The 24,832-nt window shown below is 72.3% G+C and carries 25 protein-coding genes; 13 read left to right on the top strand and 12 right to left on the bottom strand.

What is annotated here, in order from left to right; translation table 11 throughout:
* Positions 1 to 13 precede the first annotated feature (13 nt).
* From rimO to ABZ386_RS15535, 6 genes are all read left to right on the top strand, one after another.
* Positions 14 to 1,495, top strand: coding sequence for a 30S ribosomal protein S12 methylthiotransferase RimO (rimO, locus tag ABZ386_RS15560; protein WP_351348521.1), 1,482 nt, complete (start codon positions 14 to 16; stop codon positions 1,493 to 1,495).
* Positions 1,492 to 2,478 (top strand): CDP-diacylglycerol--glycerol-3-phosphate 3-phosphatidyltransferase, encoded by a 987-nt coding sequence (pgsA, locus tag ABZ386_RS15555; RefSeq protein WP_351348524.1) that lies wholly within the window; start codon positions 1,492 to 1,494, stop codon positions 2,476 to 2,478. The genes rimO and pgsA overlap by 4 nt, the downstream gene beginning before the upstream one ends.
* Entirely contained in the window at positions 2,475 to 3,020 is a 546-nt protein-coding gene (locus ABZ386_RS15550) for a CinA family protein (protein ID WP_356670872.1), read from the top strand. Before pgsA ends, ABZ386_RS15550 begins: the two co-directional genes overlap by 4 nt.
* A 109-nt stretch (positions 3,021 to 3,129) precedes the next feature.
* Complete coding sequence (locus ABZ386_RS15545; RefSeq protein WP_003993396.1) at positions 3,130 to 3,510, top strand: helix-turn-helix transcriptional regulator; 381 nt, start codon at positions 3,130 to 3,132, stop codon at positions 3,508 to 3,510.
* 262 nt (positions 3,511 to 3,772) lie between these two features.
* Positions 3,773 to 4,243, top strand: a complete 471-nt coding sequence (locus tag ABZ386_RS15540) for a DNA starvation/stationary phase protection protein (RefSeq protein WP_356670876.1) — start codon at positions 3,773 to 3,775, stop codon at positions 4,241 to 4,243.
* A gap of 190 nt (positions 4,244 to 4,433) precedes the next feature.
* Positions 4,434 to 4,688, top strand: a complete 255-nt coding sequence (locus ABZ386_RS15535; protein ID WP_351348635.1) for a hypothetical protein — start codon at positions 4,434 to 4,436, stop codon at positions 4,686 to 4,688.
* Between the two features lie 165 nt (positions 4,689 to 4,853).
* Here ABZ386_RS15535 and ABZ386_RS15530 read toward each other — a convergent pair whose 3' ends face one another.
* The 3 genes from ABZ386_RS15530 to ABZ386_RS15520 all read right to left on the bottom strand — a co-directional run bounded on the left by ABZ386_RS15530 (position 4,854) and on the right by ABZ386_RS15520 (position 11,478).
* The gene (locus tag ABZ386_RS15530; protein ID WP_358964895.1) at positions 4,854 to 5,618 is read right to left on the bottom strand and encodes an SDR family NAD(P)-dependent oxidoreductase; all 765 of its coding nucleotides are present in this window, start codon (positions 5,616 to 5,618) and stop codon (positions 4,854 to 4,856) included.
* A 32-nt stretch (positions 5,619 to 5,650) separates the two neighbouring features.
* A complete protein-coding gene (locus tag ABZ386_RS15525) occupies positions 5,651 to 6,481 on the bottom strand; it encodes a DNA-formamidopyrimidine glycosylase family protein (protein ID WP_351348532.1) in 831 nt (276 codons plus the stop codon).
* Between the two features lie 62 nt (positions 6,482 to 6,543).
* Complete coding sequence (locus ABZ386_RS15520; protein WP_358964894.1) at positions 6,544 to 11,478, bottom strand: ATP-dependent helicase; 4,935 nt, start codon at positions 11,476 to 11,478, stop codon at positions 6,544 to 6,546.
* A 181-nt stretch (positions 11,479 to 11,659) separates the two neighbouring features.
* On the opposite strand from ABZ386_RS15520, the gene ABZ386_RS15515 reads away from it, so the two are divergent.
* The 3 genes from ABZ386_RS15515 to ABZ386_RS15505 all read left to right on the top strand — a co-directional run bounded on the left by ABZ386_RS15515 (position 11,660) and on the right by ABZ386_RS15505 (position 13,601).
* Complete coding sequence (locus ABZ386_RS15515) at positions 11,660 to 12,490, top strand: AraC family transcriptional regulator (RefSeq protein WP_351348538.1); 831 nt, start codon at positions 11,660 to 11,662, stop codon at positions 12,488 to 12,490.
* Between the two features lie 119 nt (positions 12,491 to 12,609).
* Positions 12,610 to 13,296, top strand: coding sequence for an AzlC family ABC transporter permease (locus ABZ386_RS15510; protein WP_358964893.1), 687 nt, complete (start codon positions 12,610 to 12,612; stop codon positions 13,294 to 13,296).
* Positions 13,293 to 13,601, top strand: a complete 309-nt coding sequence (locus tag ABZ386_RS15505) for an AzlD domain-containing protein (RefSeq protein WP_355723645.1) — start codon at positions 13,293 to 13,295, stop codon at positions 13,599 to 13,601. Before ABZ386_RS15510 ends, ABZ386_RS15505 begins: the two co-directional genes overlap by 4 nt.
* On the opposite strand, the gene ABZ386_RS15500 is transcribed toward ABZ386_RS15505, so the two are convergent.
* Positions 13,602 to 14,546: a hypothetical protein gene (locus ABZ386_RS15500; RefSeq protein ID WP_356670352.1), complete on the bottom strand. Its 945-nt coding sequence runs from the start codon at positions 14,544 to 14,546 to the stop codon at positions 13,602 to 13,604.
* A gap of 80 nt (positions 14,547 to 14,626) precedes the next feature.
* Here ABZ386_RS15500 and ABZ386_RS15495 point away from each other — a divergent pair, with 80 nt between their 5' ends.
* Both ABZ386_RS15495 and ABZ386_RS15490 read left to right on the top strand, forming a co-directional pair.
* Entirely contained in the window at positions 14,627 to 14,821 is a 195-nt protein-coding gene (locus ABZ386_RS15495) for a DUF3046 domain-containing protein (protein WP_356670350.1), read from the top strand.
* A gap of 147 nt (positions 14,822 to 14,968) precedes the next feature.
* The gene (locus ABZ386_RS15490) at positions 14,969 to 16,234 is read left to right on the top strand and encodes an AI-2E family transporter (protein ID WP_351348551.1); all 1,266 of its coding nucleotides are present in this window, start codon (positions 14,969 to 14,971) and stop codon (positions 16,232 to 16,234) included.
* 21 nt (positions 16,235 to 16,255) lie between these two features.
* Here the strand turns inward: ABZ386_RS15490 and ABZ386_RS15485 are convergent, their stop codons facing one another.
* Positions 16,256 to 16,810, bottom strand: a complete 555-nt coding sequence (locus ABZ386_RS15485) for a hypothetical protein (RefSeq protein WP_358964892.1) — start codon at positions 16,808 to 16,810, stop codon at positions 16,256 to 16,258.
* Positions 16,811 to 17,097: 287 nt separating this feature from the next.
* Here ABZ386_RS15485 and recA point away from each other — a divergent pair, with 287 nt between their 5' ends.
* Together recA and recX are read left to right on the top strand one after the other, a co-directional pair.
* Entirely contained in the window at positions 17,098 to 18,222 is a 1,125-nt protein-coding gene (gene recA, locus ABZ386_RS15480; RefSeq protein WP_351348557.1) for a recombinase RecA, read from the top strand.
* A 3-nt stretch (positions 18,223 to 18,225) separates the two neighbouring features.
* Positions 18,226 to 19,014 (top strand): recombination regulator RecX, encoded by a 789-nt coding sequence (gene recX / locus ABZ386_RS15475; protein ID WP_351348560.1) that lies wholly within the window; start codon positions 18,226 to 18,228, stop codon positions 19,012 to 19,014.
* A gap of 92 nt (positions 19,015 to 19,106) precedes the next feature.
* On the opposite strand, the gene ABZ386_RS15470 is transcribed toward recX, so the two are convergent.
* From ABZ386_RS15470 to ABZ386_RS15440, 7 genes are all read right to left on the bottom strand, one after another.
* The gene (locus tag ABZ386_RS15470; protein WP_355714245.1) at positions 19,107 to 19,523 is read right to left on the bottom strand and encodes a rhodanese-like domain-containing protein; all 417 of its coding nucleotides are present in this window, start codon (positions 19,521 to 19,523) and stop codon (positions 19,107 to 19,109) included.
* A complete protein-coding gene (locus tag ABZ386_RS15465) occupies positions 19,520 to 20,065 on the bottom strand; it encodes a cysteine dioxygenase (RefSeq protein ID WP_356500123.1) in 546 nt (181 codons plus the stop codon). The genes ABZ386_RS15470 and ABZ386_RS15465 overlap by 4 nt, the downstream gene beginning before the upstream one ends.
* Before the next feature lie 100 nt (positions 20,066 to 20,165).
* Positions 20,166 to 20,237 (bottom strand): putative leader peptide, encoded by a 72-nt coding sequence (locus ABZ386_RS15460; protein ID WP_310851512.1) that lies wholly within the window; start codon positions 20,235 to 20,237, stop codon positions 20,166 to 20,168.
* Positions 20,238 to 20,344: 107 nt separating this feature from the next.
* Entirely contained in the window at positions 20,345 to 21,952 is a 1,608-nt protein-coding gene (locus tag ABZ386_RS15455; protein ID WP_356500121.1) for an FAD-dependent monooxygenase, read from the bottom strand.
* Positions 21,953 to 22,232: 280 nt separating this feature from the next.
* On the bottom strand, positions 22,233 to 23,141 hold the full coding sequence (locus tag ABZ386_RS15450; RefSeq protein WP_351348575.1) for an amino acid ABC transporter permease: 909 nt from the start codon (positions 23,139 to 23,141) through the stop codon (positions 22,233 to 22,235).
* On the bottom strand, positions 23,138 to 23,815 hold the full coding sequence (locus ABZ386_RS15445; protein ID WP_351348578.1) for an amino acid ABC transporter permease: 678 nt from the start codon (positions 23,813 to 23,815) through the stop codon (positions 23,138 to 23,140). The genes ABZ386_RS15450 and ABZ386_RS15445 overlap by 4 nt, the downstream gene beginning before the upstream one ends.
* A gap of 128 nt (positions 23,816 to 23,943) precedes the next feature.
* Positions 23,944 to 24,789: a glutamate ABC transporter substrate-binding protein gene (locus tag ABZ386_RS15440; RefSeq protein ID WP_358964891.1), complete on the bottom strand. Its 846-nt coding sequence runs from the start codon at positions 24,787 to 24,789 to the stop codon at positions 23,944 to 23,946.
* Positions 24,790 to 24,832 lie beyond the last annotated feature (43 nt).

Below are 24,832 nucleotides of genomic sequence, written 5' to 3'. Positions count from 1 at the left end.
TAGTCTTGAGCCCATGCCTGAACGCCGTACCGTCGCACTTGTCACCCTTGGCTGCGCCCGTAACGAGGTGGACTCGGAGGAGCTCGCAGGCCGTTTGGAGGCGGACGGCTGGCAGCTCGTCGAGGACGCCGAGGCCGCGGACGTCGCCGTCGTGAACACCTGTGGCTTCGTGGAAGCCGCCAAGAAGGACTCCGTCGACGCCCTCCTGGAAGCCAACGACCTCAAGGGACACGGCAGAACCCAGGCCGTCGTGGCGGTGGGCTGCATGGCCGAGCGGTACGGCAAGGAACTCGCCGAGGCCCTCCCCGAGGCCGACGGCGTGCTCGGCTTCGACGACTACGCGAACATCTCCGACCGCCTCCAGACCATCCTGAACGGCGGCATCCACGCCGCGCACACCCCGCGCGACCGCCGCAAGCTGCTGCCGATCAGCCCGGCGGAGCGGCAGGAGTCGGCCACCGGCGTCGCGCTGCCCGGGCACGCCCCCGCCGACCTTCCGGAAGGCCTCGCTCCGGCCTCCGGCCCCCGCGCGCCCCTGCGCCGCCGGCTGGACGGCTCCCCGGTCGCCTCCGTGAAGCTCGCCTCCGGCTGCGACCGGCGCTGCACCTTCTGCGCCATCCCGTCCTTCCGCGGCTCCTTCATCTCCCGCCGCCCGAGCGACGTGCTGAACGAGACGCGGTGGCTCGCCGAGCAGGGCGTGAAGGAGATCATGCTGGTCTCCGAGAACAACACCTCCTACGGCAAGGACCTGGGCGACATCCGCCTGCTGGAGTCGCTGCTGCCCGAGCTCGCCGAGGTCGACGGCATCGAGCGGGTGCGCGTCAGCTACCTCCAGCCGGCCGAGATGCGGCCCGGCCTCATCGACGTCCTGACGTCGACCCCGAAGGTCGCGCCCTACTTCGACCTGTCCTTCCAGCACTCCGCGCCCGGCGTGCTGCGCGCGATGCGCCGCTTCGGCGACACCGACCGGTTCCTGGAGCTGCTCGACACGATCCGCGGCAAGGCGCCCGAGGCCGGCGTGCGCTCCAACTTCATCGTCGGCTTCCCCGGCGAGAGCGAGGCCGACCTCGCCGAACTGGAGCGCTTCCTGAACGGCGCGCGGCTGGACGCCATCGGTGTCTTCGGCTATTCCGACGAGGAGGGCACCGAGGCGGCGACCTACGACAACAAGCTCGACGAGGACGTCGTCGCCGAGCGGCTGGCCCGCGTCTCACGGCTCGCCGAGGAACTCGTCTCGCAGCGCGCCGAGGAGCGCGTCGGCCAGACGGTGCACGTGCTCGTCGAGTCCGTCGACGACGAGGACGGCGTGTACGGCCGCGCGGCGCACCAGGCGCCCGAGACGGACGGCCAGGTGCTGCTCACGAGCGGCGCGGGCCTGGGTGTCGGCCGTATGGTCGAGGCGAAGGTGGTCGGTACGGAGGGTGTCGACCTGGTGGCCGAGCCGCTGCAGAGCTCGTTCGCGTCGCCTGCGTGGAGTGAGGAGGCGGGCAGATGACCGGTGTCCCGGCATCCGCGGCGGGAGGCCCCTCCGGCGCGAGGAGGGCCGTGGCTGGTGCGGCCCCTGCGGCCTCCGCGGCCTCGGGGAAGGTTCCCGGGGCGGCGGTGGGGCGTGCGGCCGCGCGGTCGGCCGAGGGCGGGGCGACCGGAGCGGGTCACGGCGCGTCGTCCGCTGCGGGTCACGGCGGTGCGGCTTCCGGTGAGGCCGGGGCCGGAGCAGGCGGGGCTGGCGTGGATGGGGCCGGCCTGGGCGGAGCTGCCGCAGATGGGGCCGGCCTGGGCAGGGCCGGCGTAGACGGGGGCGGCGTAGGCGGGGCTTCGGAGAGCGTCGACGGCGTGCAGGGTGAGGAGCGGCCGGCGCGGGGCGGGAAGCTGGCGGCGGCTGCGGTCAACCAGGCCAGTGTCTGGAACATCGCCAACCTCCTGACGATGCTCCGGCTGGTCCTCGTACCGGCCTTCGTCGCGCTGATGCTCGCCGACGGCGGATACGACCCGGCGTGGCGGTCCCTCGCCTGGGCGGCCTTCGCCATCGCCATGATCACCGACCTCTTCGACGGCCACCTGGCGCGCACCTACAACCTGGTCACGGACTTCGGGAAGATCGCCGACCCCATCGCCGACAAGGCGATCATGGGGGCGGCGCTGATCTGTCTGTCCGCGCTCGGTGATCTGCCGTGGTGGGTGACCGGGGTCATCCTCGGGCGGGAACTCGGGGTCACCCTGCTGCGTTTCCTCGTCATCCGGTACGGGGTCATCCCCGCCAGCCGCGGAGGCAAGCTCAAGACGCTCACCCAGGGCGTGGCCGTGGGCATGTACGTGCTGGCGCTGACCGGGTGGCTGGCCACCCTGCGGTGGTGGGTGATGGCCGCGGCAGTCGTTCTCACCGTGGTGACCGGGCTCGACTATGTGAAACAGGCCATTGTGCTGCGCAGGCGGGGAATCGCCGAGCGCAAGGCCGCGTTGGAGGAGAAGGAAGCGTGAGTTCCACGGCCACCGACGTGGTGCGACTACTCACGGTGAAGGGCGAGACGCTCGCCGTCGCGGAGTCGTTGACCGGTGGCCTCGTTGCGGCGGAGATCACATCCGTCCCCGGGGCGTCCAAGGTCTTCCGGGGCTCGGTGACCGCCTACGCCACTGAACTGAAGCATGAACTGCTCGGTGTCGACGCCACTCTGCTGGCGGCGAGCGGAGCGGTGGACCCGCAGGTCGCGGCCCAGATGGCGGTCGGCGTACGCAAGGCGCTCGGCGCCGACTGGGGCATCGCGACCACTGGTGTGGCGGGTCCTGATCCGCAGGACGGACAGGCCGTCGGCACGGTCTTCGTGGCCGTGGACGGACCCGCCGGGGCCGATTCCGGTTCCGCCGGCGGCGGAAAAGTGGAGGGTCTGCGGTTGAACGGCGACCGCGCGGAAATTCGTAGAGAGAGTGTACGGAGCGTACTCGCACTGCTCCTGGAGGAGCTTGCGAGCGAACAGACTGGGAATGAGCGGGCACAGGATACGGAACGGAACGGGGGGTTTTGATGTTTGCAGCCCTGAGTGAACACGACATCGCTCCCCGCACGGCCGCGGCGCAAGGCGGTACGGTGGGGCGTAATGGATGCGGCTACGCGGTCCGAGGAGGGAGCCACCGATGATTCTGCTCCGTCGCCTGCTGGGTGACGTGCTGCGTCGGCAGCGCCAGCGCCAGGGCCGTACTCTGCGCGAAGTCTCCTCGTCCGCCCGAGTCTCACTCGGCTATCTCTCCGAGGTGGAGCGGGGGCAGAAGGAGGCTTCCTCCGAGCTGCTCTCCGCCATCTGCGACGCGCTGGACGTACGGATGTCCGAGCTCATGCGGGAAGTGAGCGACGAACTCGCCCTCGCCGAGCTGGCCCAGTCTGCTGCGGCCACCCCCAGCGAGCCTGTGCCCACGCCGGTTCGGCCGATGCTGGGCTCCGTTTCGGTGACCGGTGTGCCACCGGAACGGGTGACCATCAAGGCGCCCGCCGAGGCGGTGGACGTCGTCGCCGCGTGAGCGTTCGCGCGTGCGTGGCATGAACGAACGGCGCTGATCGGGCGCCGAGACGTGGTGAGGCCCCGGCCGGGGTTCTCCGGGTGATCCGGAGGGGTGTCGGTCGGGGTTTTCGCTTGCCTGCGGAGCCTGTCTGCGGAGATGGCCTCCGGAGCTTCCCTGCGGACGGCCTGACGCCGCTTTGTCTGGTTTGTGTGCGTTTGCCCGTGGGGCGTGCGGCCGTCATCGTTGAGGGGATGGCGGGGGGCAGTCCACGGAGGTGCGGATGTACGTCGTGAAGAGCCCGTTGTCGGACGCGAGCCTGAAGACCGTGTCCGAGGCGCTGCAAGGTGCCCTCGTCGACCTGGTGGACCTCGCCCTCGTGGCGAAGCAGATCCACTGGAACGTGGTGGGGCCGCGCTTCCGTTCCGTGCACCTCCAGCTGGACGAGGTCGTCGACACCGCGCGGAAGCACTCCGACACCGTGGCGGAGCGCGCCGCCGCGCTCGGGATCCCGCCGGACGGGCGGGCCGCGACGGTGGCCGTCGGCAGTGGGATCGGAGTGACGCCCGAGGGGTGGGTCGACGACACGACCGCCGTCGGCACGCTCGTCGAGGCGCTGGGCGCGGTGATCGCGCGGATGCGGGAGCGGGTGGAGGCGACCGGGGACCCGGATCCGGTGAGCCAGGACATCTTCATCGGGATCACCGCGGACCTGGAGAAGCATCACTGGATGTTCCAGGCCGAGAACGGGTGACCGGAGCCGGCGCGGCAGCGGGTGCGGGCGCGGGGCCGGGCGGGGGCGCCGCCGCTCGGCGGGGAGGGGTGCGCGGTGCGCCTGTGTGCCCGTGGTGCGCCCTGCCCGCGGGGCCGGGCGGCCGAATAGCGTCGGGCCGGAGGTGGCGGCCATGGCGGGGATAGAGCGCTGGGGGGTCCGGCGCTGGGGGATGCGCGGGGGTCTGCTCGGGCTGGGGGTGCTGTGGTGGTGGGCTGTGCTCCGGTTGGCGGTGGTGCCCGGCGCGGGGGTGCTGGAGGCGGCGGTCGCGGCCGGTGGGTGGGGTCTGAGTGTGCTGCCGGTGCACTGCGTGGCGAAGGGGCGGGCGCGGGGGGCGGTTGGTTCGGGGCGGTGGCGGAGGGTCTGGGGAGTGGGGGGTCGGGGAGTGGTGGCGCGGGGGCGGGGAGTGGTGGTGCGGCGGGGGTGAGTGGAAGTGGTCGTGGGTGGCTGGTGGTGATCGCGCGGCGGGAGTGCGGCTGCCGGTAGTGGGGCCGCGGGGGTGGGTGGCTGTCGGAGGTCGCGCCGCGCGGGTGTGTGGCCGGCCGTGGTTGAGTGGTGGGGCAGTGGCTGTCTGATCGGCCGAGGGGGCGGGCTACCACGGCATGGCCACGCCACCGTTCGGGCGGAGGATCTGGCCCGTGGTGAAGGCCGAGGCGTCGGATGCCAGGTGCAGGACCGCGTGGGCGATGTCCTCGGGCTCGCCGACCCGGCCCAGGGGTGACATGCGGGCCATGAGGGACTCCGTGCGCGTCTGGGTCTCGCTGTCGTGGCGGTCGGTCATCGGCGTACGGATCCAGCCCGGGGCGACCGCGTTGACGCGGATGCCGTGCCGGCCGACCTCGGTCGCGAGGGTCTTCGTCAGCTGGACGACCGCCGCCTTGGCCGCTCCGTAGCAGAGGAGCCCGGGCCCGCCGGTGTCGACGGCGCCCGAGGCCATGGTGACGATGCTGCCCCGGGTGCCGCGGGCGATCATCAGGCGGGCCGCCTCCTGGCAGGCGTACAGCACTCCCTTGAAGTTCACGTTCAGCACCCGGTCGAGGTCCTCGTCCCGGGTCTCCAGTACGGGGCTGCTGTGCATGATGCCGGCAATCGCGGCCAGGACCTCCAGGCGTTCGCAGGAGGTGATGGCCTGCCGCAGCCGGGAACGGTCGGTGACATCGAGGACGTGCGTGTGGACGGTGCCGCCGGCGGCCTTGATCAGGGTCGCCGTCTCGTGCAGGCCCTCGGCGTCGCGGTCCGCGCAGTGCACGGTCGCGCCCGCCTCGGCGAGCAGGAGCGCCGAGGCCCGGCCGATGCCGCTCGCGGCGCCGGTGACGAACGCGGTCCGGCCGGTGAGGTCGTACGCCGTGACGGGCATACAGGGACGGTACGAGCGTTTCTGACGGCCCGTCAATTGCTGGGTCGGGTCCGGCTGCGTCCGGTCGGCGCCGGGGCGGGGCCTGGCTGGCAGGTGGGGCACCAGTAGGTGGGGCGTTCGCGGGAGCCGTCGCCCTGGTCGGCCACCCGGACGGAGGTGCGGCACCGCAGGCAGGGGCGGGGTGCCCGGCCGTACACGAAGAGGTCCTGGCCGCGGCGGCCGGTCGTGCTGCGGATCGGGCGGTCGCGGTTGGTCTCCAGCAGCTTCTTGGCGAGGGCGGGCAGCTTCGCGGCGCGCTCGGCGGGCAGGTCGCCCACGGGGAGCCAGGGGGTGACGCCCAGGAGGAAGCAGAGCTCGCTCTTGTAGACATTGCCGATGCCGGCGAGGTTGCGCTGGTCGAGCAGGGCCTCGCCGAGGGGGCGGGCCGGGTCCTGGAGGAGGTTGGCGAGGGCCCGGTCGGGGTCCCAGTCGGGGCCCAGGAGGTCGGGCCCGAGGTGGCCGACCGCGCGGTGCTCGTCGGTGGTGCGCAGGAGTTCCAGGACGGGGAGGCGGTAGCCGACGGCCGTGCGGTCGGTGGTGCCGAGGATCGCGCGGATCTGGTGGCCGGGGCCGCCGGTCCAGCGCCGGCCATTGTCGTAGACCTTCCAGGAGCCGTCCATCCGCAGGTGGGAGTGGAGAGTCAGGCCGCCCTCGACGCGGGTCAGGAGGTGCTTGCCACGCGGGGTGACGTCGAGGACCGCACGGCCCGTGAGGTCGGCTGTGGCCAAGCGGGGCACCCGGAGGTCGCTGCGGGTCAGCACCTTGCCGGCGAGGGCGCTGTGCAGCCGTCTCGCGGTCTGCCAGACCGTGTCTCCTTCGGGCATGGGTCAAGGGTGGCACGGGGTCGGGGGTGGATGCCCCGGGGCGCCGGCGGGCGGTGGGGCCGTCAGGCGCGCAGGCGGAGTCCTCGGGGTGTCGCGATGAAGCCCGCTCCTTCCAGGAGCGTGCCGATGGGGGAGGTCAGGGCCTGGGCGCCGTTGACGCGCTCCACCGTGACCGTGCCGAGGGAGCCCGCTCGGGCGGCTGCCGCGAGTGCCTCCGCTGCAGCGGTCAGGCGGGGGTCGCCGGTGGGGTCGCCGTCCGGGTCGGCGGTCCAGGCGAGCAGGGTCTTGCCGCCGCGCTCCATGTAGAGCGTCAGCTCGCCGTCGACCAGCACCACCAGGGAGCCCGCCTTGCGGCCCGGCTTGTGCCCGGCGCCGGTCGGGGGCTCGGGCCAGGGCAGGGCGGCGCCGTACGCGTTCGCCGGGTCGGCGGCGGCCAGGACGACGGCCCGGGCGGTGGCGTCCGGGCGGGTGCGGCGGCCCGGGAACCCGTCGTACCCCGCGCGTGCGCCGCTCTGCCAGGGCGAGGTCCCCTGCGGGGTGTGGTCGCGGGGCGAGACCCACTCGCCCGGGGACGGCTCCGGGGTGTCGTGGGCGGAACCCTGGTCGTCGTAGGCGGAGCCCTGGCCGGGGAAGCCGTCGTGGCCCGGGGCGTCGGTGTGGTCGGTGGAGGGCGGCGAGTCGTAGGGGTCGGCGAAGTCGTGGGCCGGGAACGGGTCGGGGTCCCGGCCCGGAGGGGGACCGGGCAGGTCCTCGCCCCGGTCGCGGGCGTTGGACACCGCGCGCAGGCGGTCCACGGCCCCGTCCATCGCGAACTGCGCCGCGCCCAGGCCCTCCACCACGTAGCCGCGGCGGGCCTGGCCGCTCTCCTCGAAGACGGACAGGACGCGGTACGTCGCCGAGAAGCCGCCCTCGACGCCCTCCGCCGCGACCGCGCCCCTGGTGACCACGCCGTGCCGGTCGAGGAGGGTGCGGGCGAGGGCGTGTGCCCGGACCGTGGGGTCCGGCTCGTGGGCCGGGAGCAGGGACCAGCGGCCGGCGACGGTCGGCGGGCCGGAGCGGGACGCCGGGCGGGCCGCGGCCGTCAGGGAGCCGTAGCGGCCGCGCGGGACCGTGCGCTTGGCGCGGTGGGCCGTGGAACCCGCCGTACGGCCCGAGCCGAGCAGGGAACGCATGGGGGAGAGCGTGTCGTTCGTCAGGCGGCCCGACCAGGCCAGGTCCCACAGGGCGTCGGCCAGCTGGGGATCCGTGGCGTCGGGGTGGGTGGTGGCGCGGACCCGGTCGGCGATCTGGCGGAAGAACAGGCCGTAGCCGCCGGAGAGCGCGTCCAGGACGGACTGGTGGAGGGCCGTCAGCTCCAAGGGGTGCGGGGGCGGCAGGAGCAGCGGGGCCGCGTCCGCCACGTAGAGGGAGACCCAGCCGTCTTTGCCGGGCAGGGAGCCCGCCCCGGCCCAGACCACCTCTCCGGCGGCGGTGAGCTCGTCCAGCAGCGCGGGCGTGTAGTTCACGACCCGGGAGGGCAGGACCAGCTTTTCCAGGGCGGAGGCCGGCACGGACGCGCCCTGGAGCTGCTCGATGGCGCGCACCAGCCCGTCGATGCCGCGCAGGGAGTGCCCCTTGCCGATGTGCTGCCACTGGGGGAGGAACTGGGCGAGCGCGGCCGGCGGCACCGGCTCCAGCTCGTGCCGCAGGGCGGCCAGGGAGCGGCGGCGCAGTCGGCGCAGCACCGCCGCGTCACACCACTCCTGGCCGATCCCGGCCGGATGGAACTCGCCCTGGACGATCCGGCCGGCCGCGGCGAGTCGCTGGAGGGCGCCCTCGGTGACGGCGACGCCCAGACCGAAGCGGGCCGCCGCCGTGGCCGACGTGAACGGGCCGTGCGTGCGGGCGTAGCGCGCGAGGAGGTCGCCGAGCGGGTCCTTGACCGGCTCCGTGAAGGCTTCCGGGACGCCGACCGGGAGCGCTGTGCCCAGGGCGTCGCGCAGGCGGCCCGCGTCCTCGATCGCCGCCCAGTGGTCGGCACCGGCGATGCGGACCCGGATGGCGCGGCGGGCACCGGCCAGCTCCTGGGCCCACTGCGGTTCGGCGCCCCGCTCGGCCAGCTCCGCGTCCCTGAGCGGGCCGAGGAGGCGGAGGAGGTCGGCGACACCCTCGGCGTCCTTGGCGCGGCGGTCCTCCGTGAGCCACTGAAGCTCGCGCTCCAGCTCCGTCAGCACGTCCGCGTCGAGCAGCTCGCGCAACTCCGCCTGGCCCAGCAGCTCGGCCAGCAGCCGGGAGTCCAGGGACAGGGCGGCGGCCCGGCGCTCGGCGAGCGGTGAGTCCCCCTCGTACAGGAACTGGGCGACGTAACCGAACAGGAGGGAACGCGCGAAGGGGGAGGGTTCGGGGGTGGTGACCTCGACGAGGCGCACCTTGCGGGACTCCAGGTCGCCCATCAGCTCGACGAGCCCCGGGACGTCGAAGACGTCCTGGAGGCACTCGCGGACGGCCTCCAGGACGATCGGGAACGAGCCGAACTCGCTCGCCACCTGCAGCAGCTGGGACGCGCGCTGCCGCTGCTGCCACAGCGGCGTGCGCTTGCCCGGGTTGCGGCGCGGCAGCAGCAGCGCGCGGGCCGCGCACTCGCGGAAACGGGAGGCGAACAAGGCCGAGCTGCCCACCTGGTCGGTGACGACCTGGTCGACCTCGCCCTTGTCGAAGACGACGTCGGCGGCGCCCACGGGAGCCTGCTCGGCGTCGTACTCCCGGCCCGTCTTGACCGGGTCCTGGTCCAGCAGGTCCAGGCCCATCAGGTCGGCGTCCGGCAGGCGCAGGACGATGCCGTCGTCGGCGTGCATGACCTGCGCGTCCATGCCGTACCGCTCGGAGAGCTTGGCGCCCAGGGCGAGCGCCCAGGGGGCGTGCACCTGCGCGCCGAAGGGGGAGTGGACGACCACGCGCCAGTCGCCCAGCTCGTCGCGGAAGCGCTCCACGACGATCGTCCGGTCGTCCGGGACGTGGCCGCAGGCCTCGCGCTGCTCGTCCAGGTACGAGAGCACGTTGTCCGCCGCCCAGGCGTCCAGACCGGCGGCGAGCAGACGCAGCCGGGCGTCGTCCTTGGGCAGCGAGCCGACCTCCCGCAGGAACGCGCCCACCGCCCGGCCCAGTTCGAGCGGGCGGCCCAGCTGGTCGCCCTTCCAGAAGGGCAGCCGGCCCGGCACGCCCGGGGCCGGGGAGACCAGGACGCGGTCGCGGGTGATGTCCTCGATGCGCCAGGAACTCGTGCCCAGCGTGAAGACGTCGCCGACGCGGGACTCGTAGACCATCTCCTCGTCGAGCTCGCCGACCCGGCCGCCGCCCTTCTTCGGGTCGGCGCCCGCGAGGAAGACGCCGAACAGGCCGCGGTCGGGGATCGTGCCGCCGGAGGTGACGGCGAGGCGCTGGGCGCCGGGGCGGCCGGTGATCTCACCGGTGACGCGGTCCCACACCACGCGCGGGCGCAGCTCCGCGAACGCGTCCGACGGGTAGCGGCCGGCCAGCATGTCGAGGACCGCCGTGAAGGCCGACTCGGGCAGTGAGGCGAAGGGGGCGGCCCGCCGGACGGCGGCGAGGAGGTCGTCGAACTGCCAGGTGTCCATGGCCGTCATCGCGACGACCTGCTGGGCCAGCACGTCCAAGGGGTTGGCCGGGACCTTCAGGGACTCGATGGCACCGGTGCGCATCCGCTCGGTGACCACCGCAGCCTGGACCAGGTCGCCGCGGTACTTCGGGAACACCACGCCGGTGGAGACCGCGCCCACCTGGTGGCCCGCCCGGCCCACGCGCTGGAGACCGGAGGCCACCGAGGGGGGCGACTCCACCTGCACCACGAGGTCGACCGCGCCCATGTCGATGCCCAGTTCGAGACTGGACGTCGCCACGACCGCGGGCAGGCGGCCCGCCTTGAGGTCCTCCTCGACCAGGGCGCGCTGCTCCTTGGACACCGAGCCGTGATGGGCCCGGGCGATGACCTGGGGCGCGCCCTGGGCGGCTCCGGACCCGCCCATGAGTTCGGCGGGGGAGTGGTGCTCCTCCAAGGGCTCGCCCGTGGCCCGCTCGTACGCGATCTCGTTCAGGCGGTTGCACAGGCGCTCCGCGAGGCGCCGCGAGTTCGCGAAGACGATCGTGGAGCGGTGGGACTGGACCAGGTCGGTGATCCGCTCCTCGACATGCGGCCAGATCGACGGCCGCTCGGCGCCCTCCGAGCCGTCCGACACCGGGGAGCCGCCCAGCTCGCCCAGGTCCTCGACCGGGACGACCACGGAGAGGTCGAACTCCTTGCCCGACTCCGGCTGGACGATCTCCACCTTGCGGCGGGGGGAGAGGAAGCGGGCGACCTCGTCGACCGGGCGGACCGTCGCCGACAGGCCGATGCGGCGGGCGGGCTTCGGCAGGAGGTCGTCCAGCCGCTCCAGGGAGAGCGCGAGGTGGGCGCCGCGCTTGGTGCCGGCGACCGCGTGCACCTCGTCCAGGATCACCGTCTCGATGCCGGTCAGCGCCTCGCGCGTGGCCGACGTCAGCATCAGGAACAGCGACTCGGGGGTCGTGATCAGGATGTCCGGCGGGCGCGTGGACAGGGCGCGACGCTCGGCGGCGGGGGTGTCGCCCGAGCGGATGCCCACCCTGACCTCGGGCTCGGGCAGGCCCATCCGTACGGACTCCTGGCGGATGCCGGTCAGGGGGCTGCGGAGATTGCGCTCGACGTCCACCGCCAGGGCCTTCAGGGGGGACACGTACAGCACCCGGCAGCGCTTCTTGGAGTCGGCCGGGGGAGGGGTCGACGCCAGCTGGTCCAGGGCGGCGAGGAAGGCGGCCAGGGTCTTGCCGGAACCGGTGGGGGCGACGACCAGCACGTCCGAGCCCTCGTGGATGGCCTGCCACGCGCCCGCCTGGGCCGTGGTGGGCGCGGGGAAGGCACCCGTGAACCAGGCGCGGGTCGCGGGGGAGAAGCCGTCCAGGGCTCGGTGCGTGTTGCTGGGCATGCGTCCATCGTGCACCCCGGCACTGACAACGGCGGGCCGCCGCGGGTTCACCGGCCGTTTCGACGGGGCGAGCCGCCGTGGGGCCGTCGGCCGTTTCGGCGCGGGCGGGCCGAAACGGGTCCGTCGGCCCGGCGCGGGCGGGGCCGCGCCGGGGGATGCCGTCGCGGCGGACAATGGTCCTGTGAGCGAGCGAGCGCGGCACTGGCGGTACGACGAGCTGCCCGGGGTCGACCTGCTGCGGGCGCGGTACGTGCGGAAGACGTTCGTGCGGCACACGCACGAGAACTTCGTGATCGCCGCCATCGCCGACGGGGTGGAGGTGTTCCACCACGGCGGAGCCGATCAGTACGCGGGGGCCGGAGCCCTCGCACTGGTCAACCCGGACACCCCGCACACCGGGCGGGCCGGCGTGCCCGAGGGGTGGCGGTACGGGGCCCTGTACCCGTCGGCGGACGTCGTGGCGGAGATCGCGGCCGAGACGACGGCACTGCGAGGGACGCCGGGATTCGTCAGCCCGGTGCTGGACGATCCGTACGCCGTCGGTCTGGTGCACCAGGTGCTGCGGGCCGCCGACGAGGGCAACGCGCTGGCCGCGGACACGCTGCTCAGAGTCGCCGTCACCAGGTTGCTGCGGTTGAACGGCGGGCCGATGCCGCAGCGCAGGGTGCGGACGGCCGGTGCCCGGATCGCGGCACGCGCGCGTGGTGTGCTCGAGGAGCGGATGGCACGGCCGCCGACCCTGGAGCAGTTGGCGGCTGACCTCGGGACCAGCCCGTTCGCCCTGCTGCGGGCCTTCCGGGACGCCTACGGGATGCCGCCGCACACGTGGCTCACGGACGCACGGGTCCGCAGGGCGCGGCGCCTGCTCGACGCGGGCACGGCGCCTTCGGAGGTGGCCGTGACCGTGGGGTTCACCGACCAGCCACATCTCAACCGGCACTTCAGCCGGATCGTCGGGGTCCCTCCTGGGGCCTACCAGCGGGAGCGCAAGAACGTACAAGACGTGCCGTAGGGACCGGCCGTAGGTTGCGGTGCGTGGCAGAACCGACAGCTCTCACAGGCTCAGGAACAGACGGGGACTCAGGAACGGACGGGGACTCAGGAACGGAGGGGAAGCCGGACAGCGCGGTCATGGGGAGACCGGACAGCGCGGTCGTGCGGGACGCTCTGGGCGTCGGGGTCGCCGTGGGGCTGTCCGGATTCGCCTTCGGAGTGACCTCGGCCGGCAGCGGGCTCTCGCTGCTCCAGACCTGCGCGCTCAGCCTCCTGGTGTTCACCGGGGCGTCCCAGTTCGCCCTGGTGGGGGCTCTCGCGGCCGGCGGAGGCCCGTTCACGGCCGCCGCCGGGGCCTTCTTCCTGGGCGTGCGGAACGCCTTCTACGGCTTGCGCCTGTCGCAGTTGCTGGCCCTCCCGCGCGCGGTGCGGCCGTTCGCCGCCCAGTGGGTGATCGACGAGACGGCCGCGGTCGCGCTCGCCCAGCCCACCCGGCGCGCTGCGCGGCTCGGGTTCCTGGTGACCGGGCTGAGCCTGTACGTCCTGTGGAACCTCACCACACTGCTCGGCGCCCTGGGCGCCGGCGCCCTCGGGGACACCGACGCGTGGGGGCTGGACGCCGCGGGCCCCGCGGTGTTCCTGGCGCTGCTCGCGCCGATGCTGAAGACCGTGGCCGAGAGGGCCGTCGCCGGGCTCGCCGTACTGCTGGGGCTCGGGCTGCTGCCCGTCCTGCCCGCCGGGGTGCCGGTGCTGGCGGCCGCGCTGGCAGCACCGATCGTGCTGTGGGCGGACGGCCGGCGCCGGGGACGGGAGGACGAGCGGTGAACGTCTGGATCGCGATCGGTGTGACCGTCCTCGGGTGCTACGCCGTCAAGCTGGCCGGGCTGCTGGTGCCCGCGGCAGCCCTGGAGCGCCCTGTCGTCAAGCGTCTCGCCGCGCTGCTGCCCGTCGCGCTGCTCGCGGCCCTCACCGCCCAGCAGACCTTCGCCGACGGGCAGACGCTGGTGCTGGACGCCCGGGCCGCCGGGCTCGCGGCAGCGGCCGTGGCACTGGTGCTGCGCGCGCCGTTCCTGCTCGTCGTCGCGGCGGCCGTGGCGGTGACCGCGGGGGCGCGGGCCCTGGGGGCCTGATCAGCCGATGGCGCGGCCGTACGCGCTGAGGGCGCGCAGGGCCTCGATCGTCACGATCGGACGGGCCTCCAGCGCGGGTGCCGGGGCCCACTGTCGCCAGCGCACCGGCCAGCCGCCGTCCTCCCTCTGCTGGGCCTCGAGGTGATCCAGGGAGCGGGCCATCTCGTCGTCCGTGAACCACGCACGCGCCAGGGACCGCGGTGTCCTCGCGTAGTCGTACGGGAAGTGGTGCTCGCCCGGGGCGTACCCCGGGGAGACCGGATGCGCGTCCAGGTCGTCGGGGTCCAGAGCCGCCAGGCCCTGTGCGCGCACCAGGCGGCCCAGGCGGTCGGCGGCCGCCTCCGCGCGCGGGCGGTCGGGGGCGGAGTCCAGGAACGCCACGGCGGCCTCGATCTCGTACGGGTGCGACTTCTCCAGGGACTCGACCGCCTGCCAGCAGAAGTCCGTGGCCCGGAACAGCCAGGCGTGCCACACCTCGTTGCGGTGCAGCAGCCCCACCACCGGGCCGGTGGCCAGCAGGTCGCTGGGCGGGTCGTCCACGACCGGCACGAAGGGGGCCGTCGGGTAGTCGCGCTGGCTGGGACGGATCGCCGGGAGCGCGCCGTCCGCCGTGGAGACGGATGTCAGATAGCGGCACATGCGCTCCACGCGCTGGCCGGCGCAGCGCCCGACGGCGTCCAGGACGCGCAGGGCGTGGGCGGTGTGCAGCGGCTGGCTGACCGGACCGCGCAGATCGGGCTCCAGGGCGTGGCCGTACCCGCCGTCGTCGTTGCGGTAGGCGTCCAGGGCGGTTTCCACCGGGTCGGCGGCGCCGCCCCGGAAGTGATGGGCGAAGAGGCGTTGCTCCAGCACGCGCGCGGTGAGCCAGACGAAGCGTTCGGCGCGGGCCACGGGGGTGTGCGGCGGGGGCGTCGGGGGGAGTGCGGTAGCTCCTGTTTCGGCCATGGGTCAGACCGTAGGGCGCAAAGCGGCGCCGGCAGGCGGTCCCGGCTCAGGCCCACCCCCAGGGGCGGGATACTGGAGTCATGCGGTTGACGGTCTTCTGGCAGCGGATGGCGGAGCACTTCGGTCCGGGCTACACCGACACCTTCGCGCGCGACCACGTGATGTCGGAGCTCGGCGGACGCACCGTGCACGAGGCGCTGGCGGCCGGCTGGGACGCCAAGGACGTCTGGCAGGTGGTCTGCGCGGTGATGGACGTGCCCCGGGAGAAGCGCTGACCGCTGCCGGCCGTCCTCGCAGATCGCCGGCCGGCTTGCAGACCGCCAGCCGGCCACGAAGACCGCCAGCCGCACGAAGACCGCCAGTCGGCCACGAAGATCGCAGGCGGGCAGACGGCTGTCGGTGGCGTGGGCGAGACTTGGTGCGTGGCACCCACTGACGAGACCGGGCCGGCAGCCCAGCAGTCCCCGTTCGGTACGACCCCGCCCACCCGCCCCCCGGTCGGCGGGGCCGCCGGGCCGAACGGCCGCATGCCCCGCTGGCTGCCGCGTGCCATGGTGCTCGCGCTGGCTCTCGTCGCTGTGTTCCAGCTGGGCAGCTGGGCCTTCCACCAGCTCACCGGCCTGCTGATCAACATCCTCATCGCGTTCTTCCTGGCGCTCGCCATCGAACCCGCGGTGAGCTGGATGGCCTCGCGCGGCATGCGCCGAGGGCTGGCCACGTTCGTCGTCTTCATCGGCGTGATGATCGTGGCGGCCGGTTTCGTCACGCTGCTCGGTTCCATCCTCGCGGACCAGATCATCAAGATGATCGAGGGCTTCCCCGCGTACCTCGACTCCGTCATCCACTGGATCAACACGCACTTCAAGACCGACCTGAAGCGCGTGGACATCCAGGAGGGCCTGCTCCGTTCCGACTGGCTGCGCAACTACGTGCAGAACAGCGCCACAGGCGTGCTGGACGTGTCCGCCCAGGTCATCGGTGGCCTCTTCCAGCTCCTGACGATCGCGCTGTTCTCGTTCTACTTCGCCGCCGACGGTCCGCGACTGCGCCGCGCGCTGTGCTCCGTCCTGCCGCCCGCCCGGCAGGCCGAGGTGCTGCGCGCGTGGGAGATCGCGGTGAACAAGACCGGCGGCTACATCTACTCCCGCGGCCTGATGGCGCTGATCTCCGGCATAGCGCACTTCGTCCTGCTGCAGGTCCTGGACGTGCCCTACGCGCCCGTGCTCGCGGTGTGGGTGGGCCTGGTGTCGCAGTTCATCCCCACGATCGGCACGTATCTCGCGGGCGCCCTGCCCATGCTGATCGCGTTCACGGTGAACCCCTGGTACGCGCTGTGGGTGCTGATCTTCGTGGTGATCTACCAGCAGTTCGAGAACTACGTGCTGCAGCCCAAGCTGACCGCCAAGACCGTCGACATCCACCCCGCGGTCGCCTTCGGCTCGGTCATCGCGGGCACGGCGCTCCTCGGTGCCGTCGGCGCGCTGATCGCCATCCCCGCCATCGCCACGCTCCAGGCCTTCCTGGGGGCGTACGTGAAGCGGTACGACGTCACGGACGACCCCCGGGTGCACGGGCACCACCGCCGCGGGGAGGGGCCGGGCGTGATCACGCGAGCGAGGCTGCTGTGGTCCCGGCGGCCGGGGGCGCAGCGGCCCGAGGACCCGGGCTCCGGCGAGAACTCCTCCTGAGGCCGGATGCCGCCCCGCCCCTCACGGTGTCGCCGCCCGCAGCAGGCTCGCCCGATCGTCGGGGCCGAGGAATCCGTCGGGCAGCGTCCTGCCGTCCAGCAGACCGTGCACCAGGCCGGCATGTTCGGCGAACACGGCCCGGCACTGTGCGCGTTCCGGGTGATCACGGTCGCTGCCGAAGGCCCGGACCGCTCGCTCGCTGCTCCCGTCCACGGGCGATGAGAGCTCGGCGACGACGAGCAGGAGCTCGACCAGCCCGGTCCGCAGCGGAGCCTTTGGACCGGCCGCCAGGCGGAGCAGGAACGGCAGGGCCGCCGGCATGGCGGGGCCCATGTGGAAGACACCGTCCATCAGGACGTTGCCGAGCACCCGCTCGGCCTCCGGAGCCGCGGCCGGATCGAGCAGTGCGCGCAGCAGGGCCGGGATCCCGGCGGGACAGCCGGGGAACTGCGTCCAGGCGATGTCCTCGCAGCCGCGCAGCGCGGGGTGGTCCCGGCCGGCCCGTGGGGCTCGCGGGAACTCCTCGAGGAACCGTGCGACGGCGGCCTCCTTGGCCGCCGCGTCGATCCGGCACATCCGTCTCCCCCTCCCCGAGGCAGGCCTCGGCTGTCAGGGCACGGTACTCCGGCAGGGCCACCGTGCGGCCCGTGCCGGAAGGGCCGCGTGGTGCGCTTGACACGAAAATCGAACATCCATTCTTATGGAGTCTCCGGTGAGGCTCAACGAAGGGCGTTTCGACGTACTTTGGGTGGAGAAGTGCCCGAGTTATCCACAGGCCGGACGGGCGTCGGGGCGCATTGTCAGTGGCAGGCGTTAGCGTCTTTGACGTGAAGCGATCGACTCAAGCAAATCGGGTGGAACCCATGGCAGGAACCGACCGCGAGAAGGCCCTGGATGCCGCACTCGCACAGATTGAACGGCAATTCGGCAAGGGCGCGGTCATGCGCATGGGCGAGCGGTCCAAGGAGCCCATCGAGGTCATCTCGACCGGATCCACCGCCCTGGACGTGGCCCTCGGCGTGGGCGGCCTGCCGCGCGGCCGCGTCGTGGAGATCTACGGACCGGAGTCCTCCGGTAAGACCACCCTCACCCTGCACGCCGTGGCGAACGCGCAGAAGGCCGGAGGCCAGGTCGCCTTCGTCGACGCGGAGCACGCCCTCGACCCCGAGTACGCGAAGAAGCTCGGCGTCGACATCGACAACCTCATCCTCTCCCAGCCGGACAACGGCGAGCAGGCCCTGGAGATCGTGGACATGCTGGTCCGCTCCGGCGCCCTCGACCTCATCGTCATCGACTCCGTCGCCGCGCTCGTCCCGCGCGCGGAGATCGAAGGCGAGATGGGCGACAGCCACGTGGGTCTGCAGGCCCGCCTGATGAGCCAGGCCCTGCGGAAGATCACCAGCGCGCTCAACCAGTCCAAGACCACCGCGATCTTCATCAACCAGCTCCGCGAGAAGATCGGCGTGATGTTCGGCTCCCCGGAGACCACGACCGGTGGCCGGGCCCTGAAGTTCTACGCCTCGGTGCGCATCGACATCCGCCGCATCGAGACCCTGAAGGACGGCACCGAGGCGGTCGGCAACCGCACCCGCTGCAAGGTCGTCAAGAACAAGGTCGCGCCGCCCTTCAAGCAGGCCGAGTTCGACATCCTCTACGGCCAGGGCATCAGCCGCGAGGGCGGCCTCATCGACATGGGCGTGGAGCACGGCTTCGTCCGCAAGGCCGGCGCCTGGTACACGTACGAGGGCGACCAGCTCGGCCAGGGCAAGGAGAACGCGCGCAACTTCCTGAAGGACAACCCCGACCTGGCCAACGAGATCGAGAAGAAGATCAAGGAGAAGCTGGGCGTCGGCGTGCGACCGGAGGAGCCGGCCGCCGAGCCGGGCGCGGACGCCGCGGTCTCCGCCGCACCGGACGACGCGAAGACGGTGCCCGCCCCGGCGGCGGCCAAGACGGCCAAGACCAAGGCCGCTGCCGCCAAGAGCTGACCCGTGACACGGCGAACCGACTGGGCGGAGTACGAGTACACCGCCTCCGGCGCCCCACGGGGGAGGGGCACCGGAGGCGACACGGGCTCAGCCGTGGACGGGGAGGACGGGCACGGGGTGGCGCCCTTCGGGGGCGAGCAGTCGTACGGGAGCGGCTCACCGGGGGGCGGCTCGCGTGACGGCGGGCCGCGTCGTGGGCGCGGGCGGCGCCGACGCGGCTTCGGTGAGGCGACCGACGCCGAGGACGGAGGTGGCCTCTCCTCGTCGAGGGCCGAGCAGGGGACACCTCCAGGGGACCCGGTCGAGCAGGCTCGGGCGATCTGTCTGCGCCTGCTCACCGGGACCCCGCGGACCCGGAAGCAGCTCGCCGACGCCCTGCGCAAGCGGCAGATCCCGGACGACGCCGCCGAGGAGGTGCTGTCGCGGTTCGAAGAGGTCGGCCTGATCAACGACAGTGCCTTCGCGGACGCCTGGGTGGAGTCACGCCACCACGGCCGAGGACTGGCCCGGCGCGCCCTCGCCCGGGAACTGCGCACCAAGGGCGTGGACTCGACCCTCATCGACGAGGCCGTCTCCCAACTCGACTCCGAGCAGGAAGAGGCGACCGCGCGTGAACTCGTCGCGCGCAAGCTCCGCTCCACCCGAGGGCTCGACCGCGACAAGCGACTCCGCCGCCTGGCGGGCATGCTCGCCCGCAAGGGCTACCCCGAGGGCATGGCCCTGCGCGTGGTCCGGCAGGCGCTGGAGGAGGAGGGGGAGGACACGGAGTTTCTGGGGGACGAGGGGATCTGAGGCAGCTGTGCTGCCGACGCGGTTCTGAGGGGGAGGGTGGGGAGGGGGCGGGGGGAGGGGCCCCCCGAGAAGCCCTATCGCCGATCACCCATTCACCCCACCGGAAACCCCGCCCCCCGCCAAGCCTGAAACCCCCCGACCAGATCCGTGGCCCGATACAGCCCCAACTGGTGCAGGGACTGGACCGCCAGGCTGGAGGCGTACCCCTCGTTGCAGATCACGACGATGCGCAGGGCGTGGCTCGTGGCCTCGGGGAGGCGGTGGCTGCCCTGGGGGTCGAGTCGCCACTCCAGTTCGTTGCGCTCGACGACGAGGGCGCCGGGGATGAGGCCGTCCCGTTCGCGCAGGGCGGCGTAGCGGATGTCCACCAGCAGTGCCTCGCCGGCCCGGGCGGCCTCGTACGCCTCCCGCGGCTCGATCCGCTCGTAGCCCGCGCGTACGCGCTCCAGCAACTCGTCGATTCCCAGCGGGGGTTGGGCCTCGCCGTTGGCGGACGCAGGGATGCTCACTGCCAGTCCTCCGGTCGTTCCACCTGCTCGAGGCGCAGGATCGGCCCGCTGCGGCTGTAGCGGCGGATCTGCGGCAGGGGCGGGTAGTAGGCGTGGACGGAGATCGCGTGCCGGTCGGAGGACTCGTTGAGGACCTCGTGGACGTGGTGGCGTCCGAAGGCGCGGCCCTGACCGGCCGGCAGCCGGCGCTCCCGGTCGACGCCGTCGGTGAGTTCCAGGGTCTTCCAGCCGTCGGTGGGCAGCCGCGCGGCGAGCGCGTTCTCCTTGAGTTCGCCCGCCGCGGTCAGGAAGGCGCCCACGGAGTCGGCGTGGTCGTGCCAGCCGGTGCCGGTGCCGGGCGGCCAGCCGATCAGCCAGGCCTCGCTGCCGCCGGGGCCGTCGAGCCGCACCCAGGTGCGGCCTTCCGGGTCGAGCGGCAGGGAGGCGATCAGCTCACGGTCGGCGGCCGTGCGCCGGACGAAGTCGAAGAGGTCGGCCTGCGTGGGAGCCGAACGGGCGGAGGAGGCGGAGGGGGGCGCGGAAGGGGATGGGGATACAGACACGGGTGCCGTCCTGAGGGTCCTGATGAGGGTTCGCGAAGGAGGCGCGGCAGCCGACGCGGAGAGAGCGCGGCGCGCGCACAGGAGGAAGAAGGATGCGAGGTCAGCAGGACGGACGACACACACAGCCCGCATAGCGGAGGAGGTCCATATGGACCCTCCGCCACAGGCGCACACAGGTGTCGGTCACGCACCGGAGTACACCATGACCATCCGGGCCGGTCAACTCGCTGTCACCATGCGGACGCACGGTGACAGCGAGCACGTCACCCGGTGTGGACGTCAGGGTGAGGCGGTCGAGGCACCGGCTCCCGCCTGGGCTTTAGCGGGTCCTCCGACCGCGGCCTCCGCCGCCGTGTACAGGTCTTCCGGGCGTACTCCGCTCAGGGCGGTGACGAGGTGCCCGTCGGGGCGGACCAGGAGCACCGTGTGCGCGGCCGCGCCCGGGTAGCTCTCGGCGACCAGCAGTTCGGCGGGGTGCGGCAGCGCCGTGACGGCCGCCGCGAGCCTCGGCATGATGCCCGCCCTGGCCCAGTGCTTGCGCTCCCACACGCCCGTGCCCGGCGCGATCAGCACCACGAGCAGGGCGCCGCGGCCGAGCCGGTCCCGCAGCCGTACGAAGGTGCCGTCCTCCGCGGTGACGCGGACGTCGGTGACCGGCGCTCCCGGCGGTGTGTCGACGGGAACCTCTCCTTCGAGGCGTTGAGGTGCGAGCGGCGAATCGGCGTACGCCCCCGGCGCGCCCAGCTGGCCGTGCCCCAAGTGACCGTCCGTGAGGAGGGCGTCGTGGCCGCGGGACGAGCCGGGGACGTAGGAGCGCAGGCCTCCGCCGCCGCGCAGCAGCGGCAGCGCCTGGTCGGCGGCGCGCAGCCGGGCGGCGACGACCGCCCGGCGTTCGGTCTGGTAGCTGTCGAGGAGCGTCTCGTGCGGACCGTGGTGCCAGGCCAGGGCCAGCTTCCAGGCAAGGTTGTCGGCGTCCAGCAGCCCCTCGTCCAGCCCGTGCGTGCCCAGGGCGCCGAGCAGGTGGGCCGCGTCCCCGGCGAGGAAGACGCGGTCGGCGCGCCAGCGGCGGGCCAGACGGTGGTGGACCGTGTGGACGCCGGTGTCCAGCAGCTCGTAGGGCGGGGTGGTGCCGCCGGACCAGCCGGCCAGGGTCTCCCGGATGCGGGTCAGCAGAAGCTCAGGGGTGACCAGGTCCTTGCCGGGGGGCAGGAGCCAGTCCAGGCGCCAGACGCCGTCCGGCAAGGGGCGTGCGGTGACCTCGCCGGCCGAGGGGCCCGACATGCGCCAGGGCGGCATGCGGTGCAGCAACGCTTCGTTGTGCCAGGGCAGTTCCGTACGCAGGGCCGCGACGGCGTGACGTTCCACCGCCGTACGGCCCGGGAAGCGGATGTCCTGGAGCTTGCGCACGGTGGAACGGGGGCCGTCGCAGCCGACCAGGTAACTGCCGCGCCAGTACGTGCCTTTGGGGCCACGGGTGTGGGCCGTGACGCCCGAGGACTCCTGTTCGATGCCGTCGAGGCGGCTGTCCACGGCGATCTTGACGAGCCGTTCGCTCGCGAGGGCGGAACGCAGGACGCCTGTCAGGACGTGCTGGGTGATGTGCAGCGGGATCGGCTCGCTGCCGTCGAAAAAGACCTCGCGCATCACCTGCTTGCGCCGTACCGACCGCCATCCGGCCCATTGGGCACCGACCTCGTCCAGGGGCACACCGGTCAGGCGTTCCATGAGGGCGGCGGTGTCCTCGCGCAGGACGACGGTGCGCGCCGCACGGGGTTCGTCCTTGCCCGGCCCCTCGTCGAGCACGACGCACGGCACCTCCTGACGCGCCAGGGCCAGGGCGAGCGTGAGCCCGACGGGCCCCGCTCCGACAATGATCACCGGGTCCACGGCGCGGCGCCCCCTGCCCGTGGTGATGTCCTGAGAGACGTAGGTGAACAGGAAGTTGGAGCAGGGTGCACGATCACAGAACGTATGCAACCCATTGCCGGTGCTTGCGTCAAGTGACCAGGGGGCGGTGGCGATCATGCCGCCGTCACAAGGGTAGCGGGGTGACGCGTCCTTCACTTGATGGGGTGTCAGGGTCGGCCCGATCCGGATGTTTCGAGCTCGGCATGCCTGTGGCCCGCCAGATCCCCGGCGGGCCACAAACGTAGTGGTTGTCGAGCGGTCAGATCCTGCCTTCGGCACCCGTGCCGAAGGTGTCGCCCACCTCAGCTGCGTTCACGTCGTCGACCTTGTCGGCGCCCAGAACAGCCCCCGTGCTCCGCTTGCTCCGCCGCAGCCTGCCCTCCAGCCAGGACGCGAAGGACGTGAGGATGAAGTTCAGCACGATGAAGATGACCGCCACCACGATGAAGCTGGGGATGACGTTCGCGTAGTTGGCCGCGAGAGTGCTCCGCGTGTTGAGGAGCTCGGTGAACCCGAGCATCACGCCGCCCAGCGCGGTGTCCTTCACGATGACGACCAGCTGGCTGACGATGGCCGGCAGCATGGCGGTGACGGCCTGCGGCAGCAGGATGCTGGTCATCGTCTGGCTCTTGCGCAGGCCGATCGCCATCGCCGCCTCCGACTGCCCCTTGGGCAGGGAGAGGATGCCCGCGCGGACGACCTCGGCGAGGACCGACGCGTTGTAGAGCACCAGGCCTGTGACGACCGCGTACAGGGGCCGCTCATCGCTGGGGATGCCCGTGGAGCGGACGTAGAACTCGTTGGCGAACAGCATCAGCAGCAGCACCGGGATGGCCCGGAAGAACTCGACCACCGCGCCGGCCGGGATGCGTACCCAGCGGTGGTCGGACATGCGTGCGATGCCGAGGACGGCGCCCAGCGGGAGGGCGATGACCATGGAGAGCGCCGCCGCCTTCAGTGTGTCGGCCAGGCCCGGAAGCAGGTAGGTCGTCCACGCCTCGGACGTGGTGAACGGCTTCCACAGGGACCATTCGAGCTGGTTCTTGTCGTCCAGCGTCTGCCAGACCCACCACAGGAGCAGGGCGAGCAGGACGAAGAAGACCACAGAGAACAGCAGGTTGCGCCGCTTGGCCTTGGGGCCGGGGGCGTCGTAAAGAACGGACGTCATCGCTTCACCGCCAGTCGCTTGCTCAGCCAGCCGAGGAACAGGCCGGTGGGCAGGGTCAGAACCACGAACCCGAAGGCGAAGATCGCGCCGATGAGCAGCGTCTGTGCCTCGTTCTCGATCATTTCCTTCATCAGGAGGGCGGCCTCCGCCACGCCGATCGCGGCCGCCACGGTGGTGTTCTTCGTCAACGCGATGAGCACGTTGGCCAGCGGGCCGATGACGGAGCGGAACGCCTGCGGCAGTACCACGAGCCTCAACACCTGGCTGAAGCTGAGCCCGATGGCCCGTGCTGCCTCGGCCTGCCCGACGGGCACGGTGTTGATGCCGGAGCGGATGGCCTCGCAGACGAAGGCGGCTGTATAGGCGATGAGGCCGAGCACAGCCAGTCGGAAGTACTTGAGCTCGAAGTCGTCGGGCGCACCCATCGTCACGCCGAAGATGTCGGCGAGGCCGAGCGACGTGAAGACGATGATGACGGTCAGCGGGATGTTCCGGACGATGTTCACGTAGGCAGTGCCGAAACCGCGCATCAGCGGGACGGGGCTGACCCGCATGGCCGCCAGCAGGGTGCCCCAGATCAGGGAACCGATGGCCGAGAAGACGGTGAGCTGAATGGTGACCCAGAAAGCGCCCAGCACGGACGGGTCGTCATATTTTGAAAGAAAGTCGAACACGATCTCCCGCGCTTCCGGGTGGGTGGCGTAGGTGGCGGACGTGGCGCGCCGCCGTCAGTGACGTGATGGCGGCGCGCCTGCGGATCCCCGCAGCGACTGCGGGGATCCTGCGTCGGCGGAGTCCCGCGTTACTGGACGATCTGGCCGATCTTCGGGGCGCGCTCGTTCTTGTAGTTCGCCGGGCCGAAGTTCTTGTCGACGGCCTTCTGCCAGGAACCGTCGCTGACCATCTTCTCGAGGGCGGCGTTGATCTTGTCGAGGGTCGCCTTGTCGCCCTTCTTGACGCCGATGCCGTAGTTCTCGTTGCTCAGCTTCAGGCCGGCCAGCTTGAACTGACCCTTGTACTGGTCCTGCGCGGCGTAACCCGCGAGGATCGAGTCGTCGGTGGTCAGCGCGTCCACGGCGCCGCTCTGCAGAGCGGACAGGCACTCCGAGTAGCCGCCGCGCTGAGTCAGCTGGGCCTTCGGCGCGAAGTCGTCCTTGACGTTCTGCGCCGAGGTCGACCCGGCCACCGAGCACAGCTTCTTCTCGTTCAGGTCCGTGGCCTTGGTGATGTCCGAGTCCTTCTTCACCAGCAGGTCCTGGTGGGCCAGCAGGTACGGACCGGCGAAGTCGACCTTCTGCTTGCGCTCGTCGGTGATCGAGTACGTGGCCGCGATCATCTTCACGTCACCGCGGGACAGCGCGTTCTCGCGGTCGGCGCTCTTGGTCTCGACCCACTCGATCTGGTTGGGCTCGTAGCCCAGTTCCTTGGCAACGTACGTCGCCACGTCCACGTCGAAGCCGGAGAAGGAACCGTCGGGCTCCTTCAGGCCCAGACCGGGCTGGTCGTACTTGATGCCGATCTTGATCTTGTCGCCGCCGCCGGAGCCGGAGCCGTTCGAGTCGCCGCCGTTGTCGCCTCCACAGGCAGTGGCGGTGAGGGCGAGGACGAGAGCGGTGGCGGCCGCAGCGGAGACCTTGCGGAGCTTCATGGGGAACATCCTTTGCCGTGAAGAGAAACCGTCGTTGCGGGTG

Source organism: Streptomyces sp. NPDC006140, from assembly GCF_040628815.1.
In the GTDB taxonomy this organism is placed as follows: domain Bacteria; phylum Actinomycetota; class Actinomycetes; order Streptomycetales; family Streptomycetaceae; genus Streptomyces.
This window is presented reverse-complemented; position numbering and strand designations above follow the sequence as displayed.

Excerpts from the sequence above, each read along its gene's own strand:
- recA (WP_351348557.1), top strand. The coding sequence starts at position 17,098 with ATGGCAGGAACCGACCGCGAGAAGGCCCTGGATGCCGCACTCGCACAG.
- ABZ386_RS15450 (WP_351348575.1), bottom strand. The coding sequence starts at position 23,141 with ATGACGTCCGTTCTTTACGACGCCCCCGGCCCCAAGGCCAAGCGGCGC.
- ABZ386_RS15500 (WP_356670352.1), bottom strand. The coding sequence starts at position 14,546 with ATGGCCGAAACAGGAGCTACCGCACTCCCCCCGACGCCCCCGCCGCAC.
- ABZ386_RS15510 (WP_358964893.1), top strand. The coding sequence starts at position 12,610 with ATGGGGAGACCGGACAGCGCGGTCGTGCGGGACGCTCTGGGCGTCGGG.
- ABZ386_RS15525 (WP_351348532.1), bottom strand. The coding sequence starts at position 6,481 with ATGCCCGAAGGAGACACGGTCTGGCAGACCGCGAGACGGCTGCACAGC.
- ABZ386_RS15520 (WP_358964894.1), bottom strand. The coding sequence starts at position 11,478 with ATGCCCAGCAACACGCACCGAGCCCTGGACGGCTTCTCCCCCGCGACC.
- ABZ386_RS15545 (WP_003993396.1), top strand. The coding sequence starts at position 3,130 with ATGATTCTGCTCCGTCGCCTGCTGGGTGACGTGCTGCGTCGGCAGCGC.
- ABZ386_RS15495 (WP_356670350.1), top strand. The coding sequence starts at position 14,627 with ATGCGGTTGACGGTCTTCTGGCAGCGGATGGCGGAGCACTTCGGTCCG.
- ABZ386_RS15440 (WP_358964891.1), bottom strand. The coding sequence starts at position 24,789 with ATGAAGCTCCGCAAGGTCTCCGCTGCGGCCGCCACCGCTCTCGTCCTC.
- ABZ386_RS15535 (WP_351348635.1), top strand. The coding sequence starts at position 4,434 with ATGCGCGGGGGTCTGCTCGGGCTGGGGGTGCTGTGGTGGTGGGCTGTG.
- pgsA (WP_351348524.1), top strand. The coding sequence starts at position 1,492 with ATGACCGGTGTCCCGGCATCCGCGGCGGGAGGCCCCTCCGGCGCGAGG.
- ABZ386_RS15530 (WP_358964895.1), bottom strand. The coding sequence starts at position 5,618 with ATGCCCGTCACGGCGTACGACCTCACCGGCCGGACCGCGTTCGTCACC.
- ABZ386_RS15540 (WP_356670876.1), top strand. The coding sequence starts at position 3,773 with ATGTACGTCGTGAAGAGCCCGTTGTCGGACGCGAGCCTGAAGACCGTG.
- ABZ386_RS15485 (WP_358964892.1), bottom strand. The coding sequence starts at position 16,810 with ATGTGCCGGATCGACGCGGCGGCCAAGGAGGCCGCCGTCGCACGGTTC.
- rimO (WP_351348521.1), top strand. The coding sequence starts at position 14 with ATGCCTGAACGCCGTACCGTCGCACTTGTCACCCTTGGCTGCGCCCGT.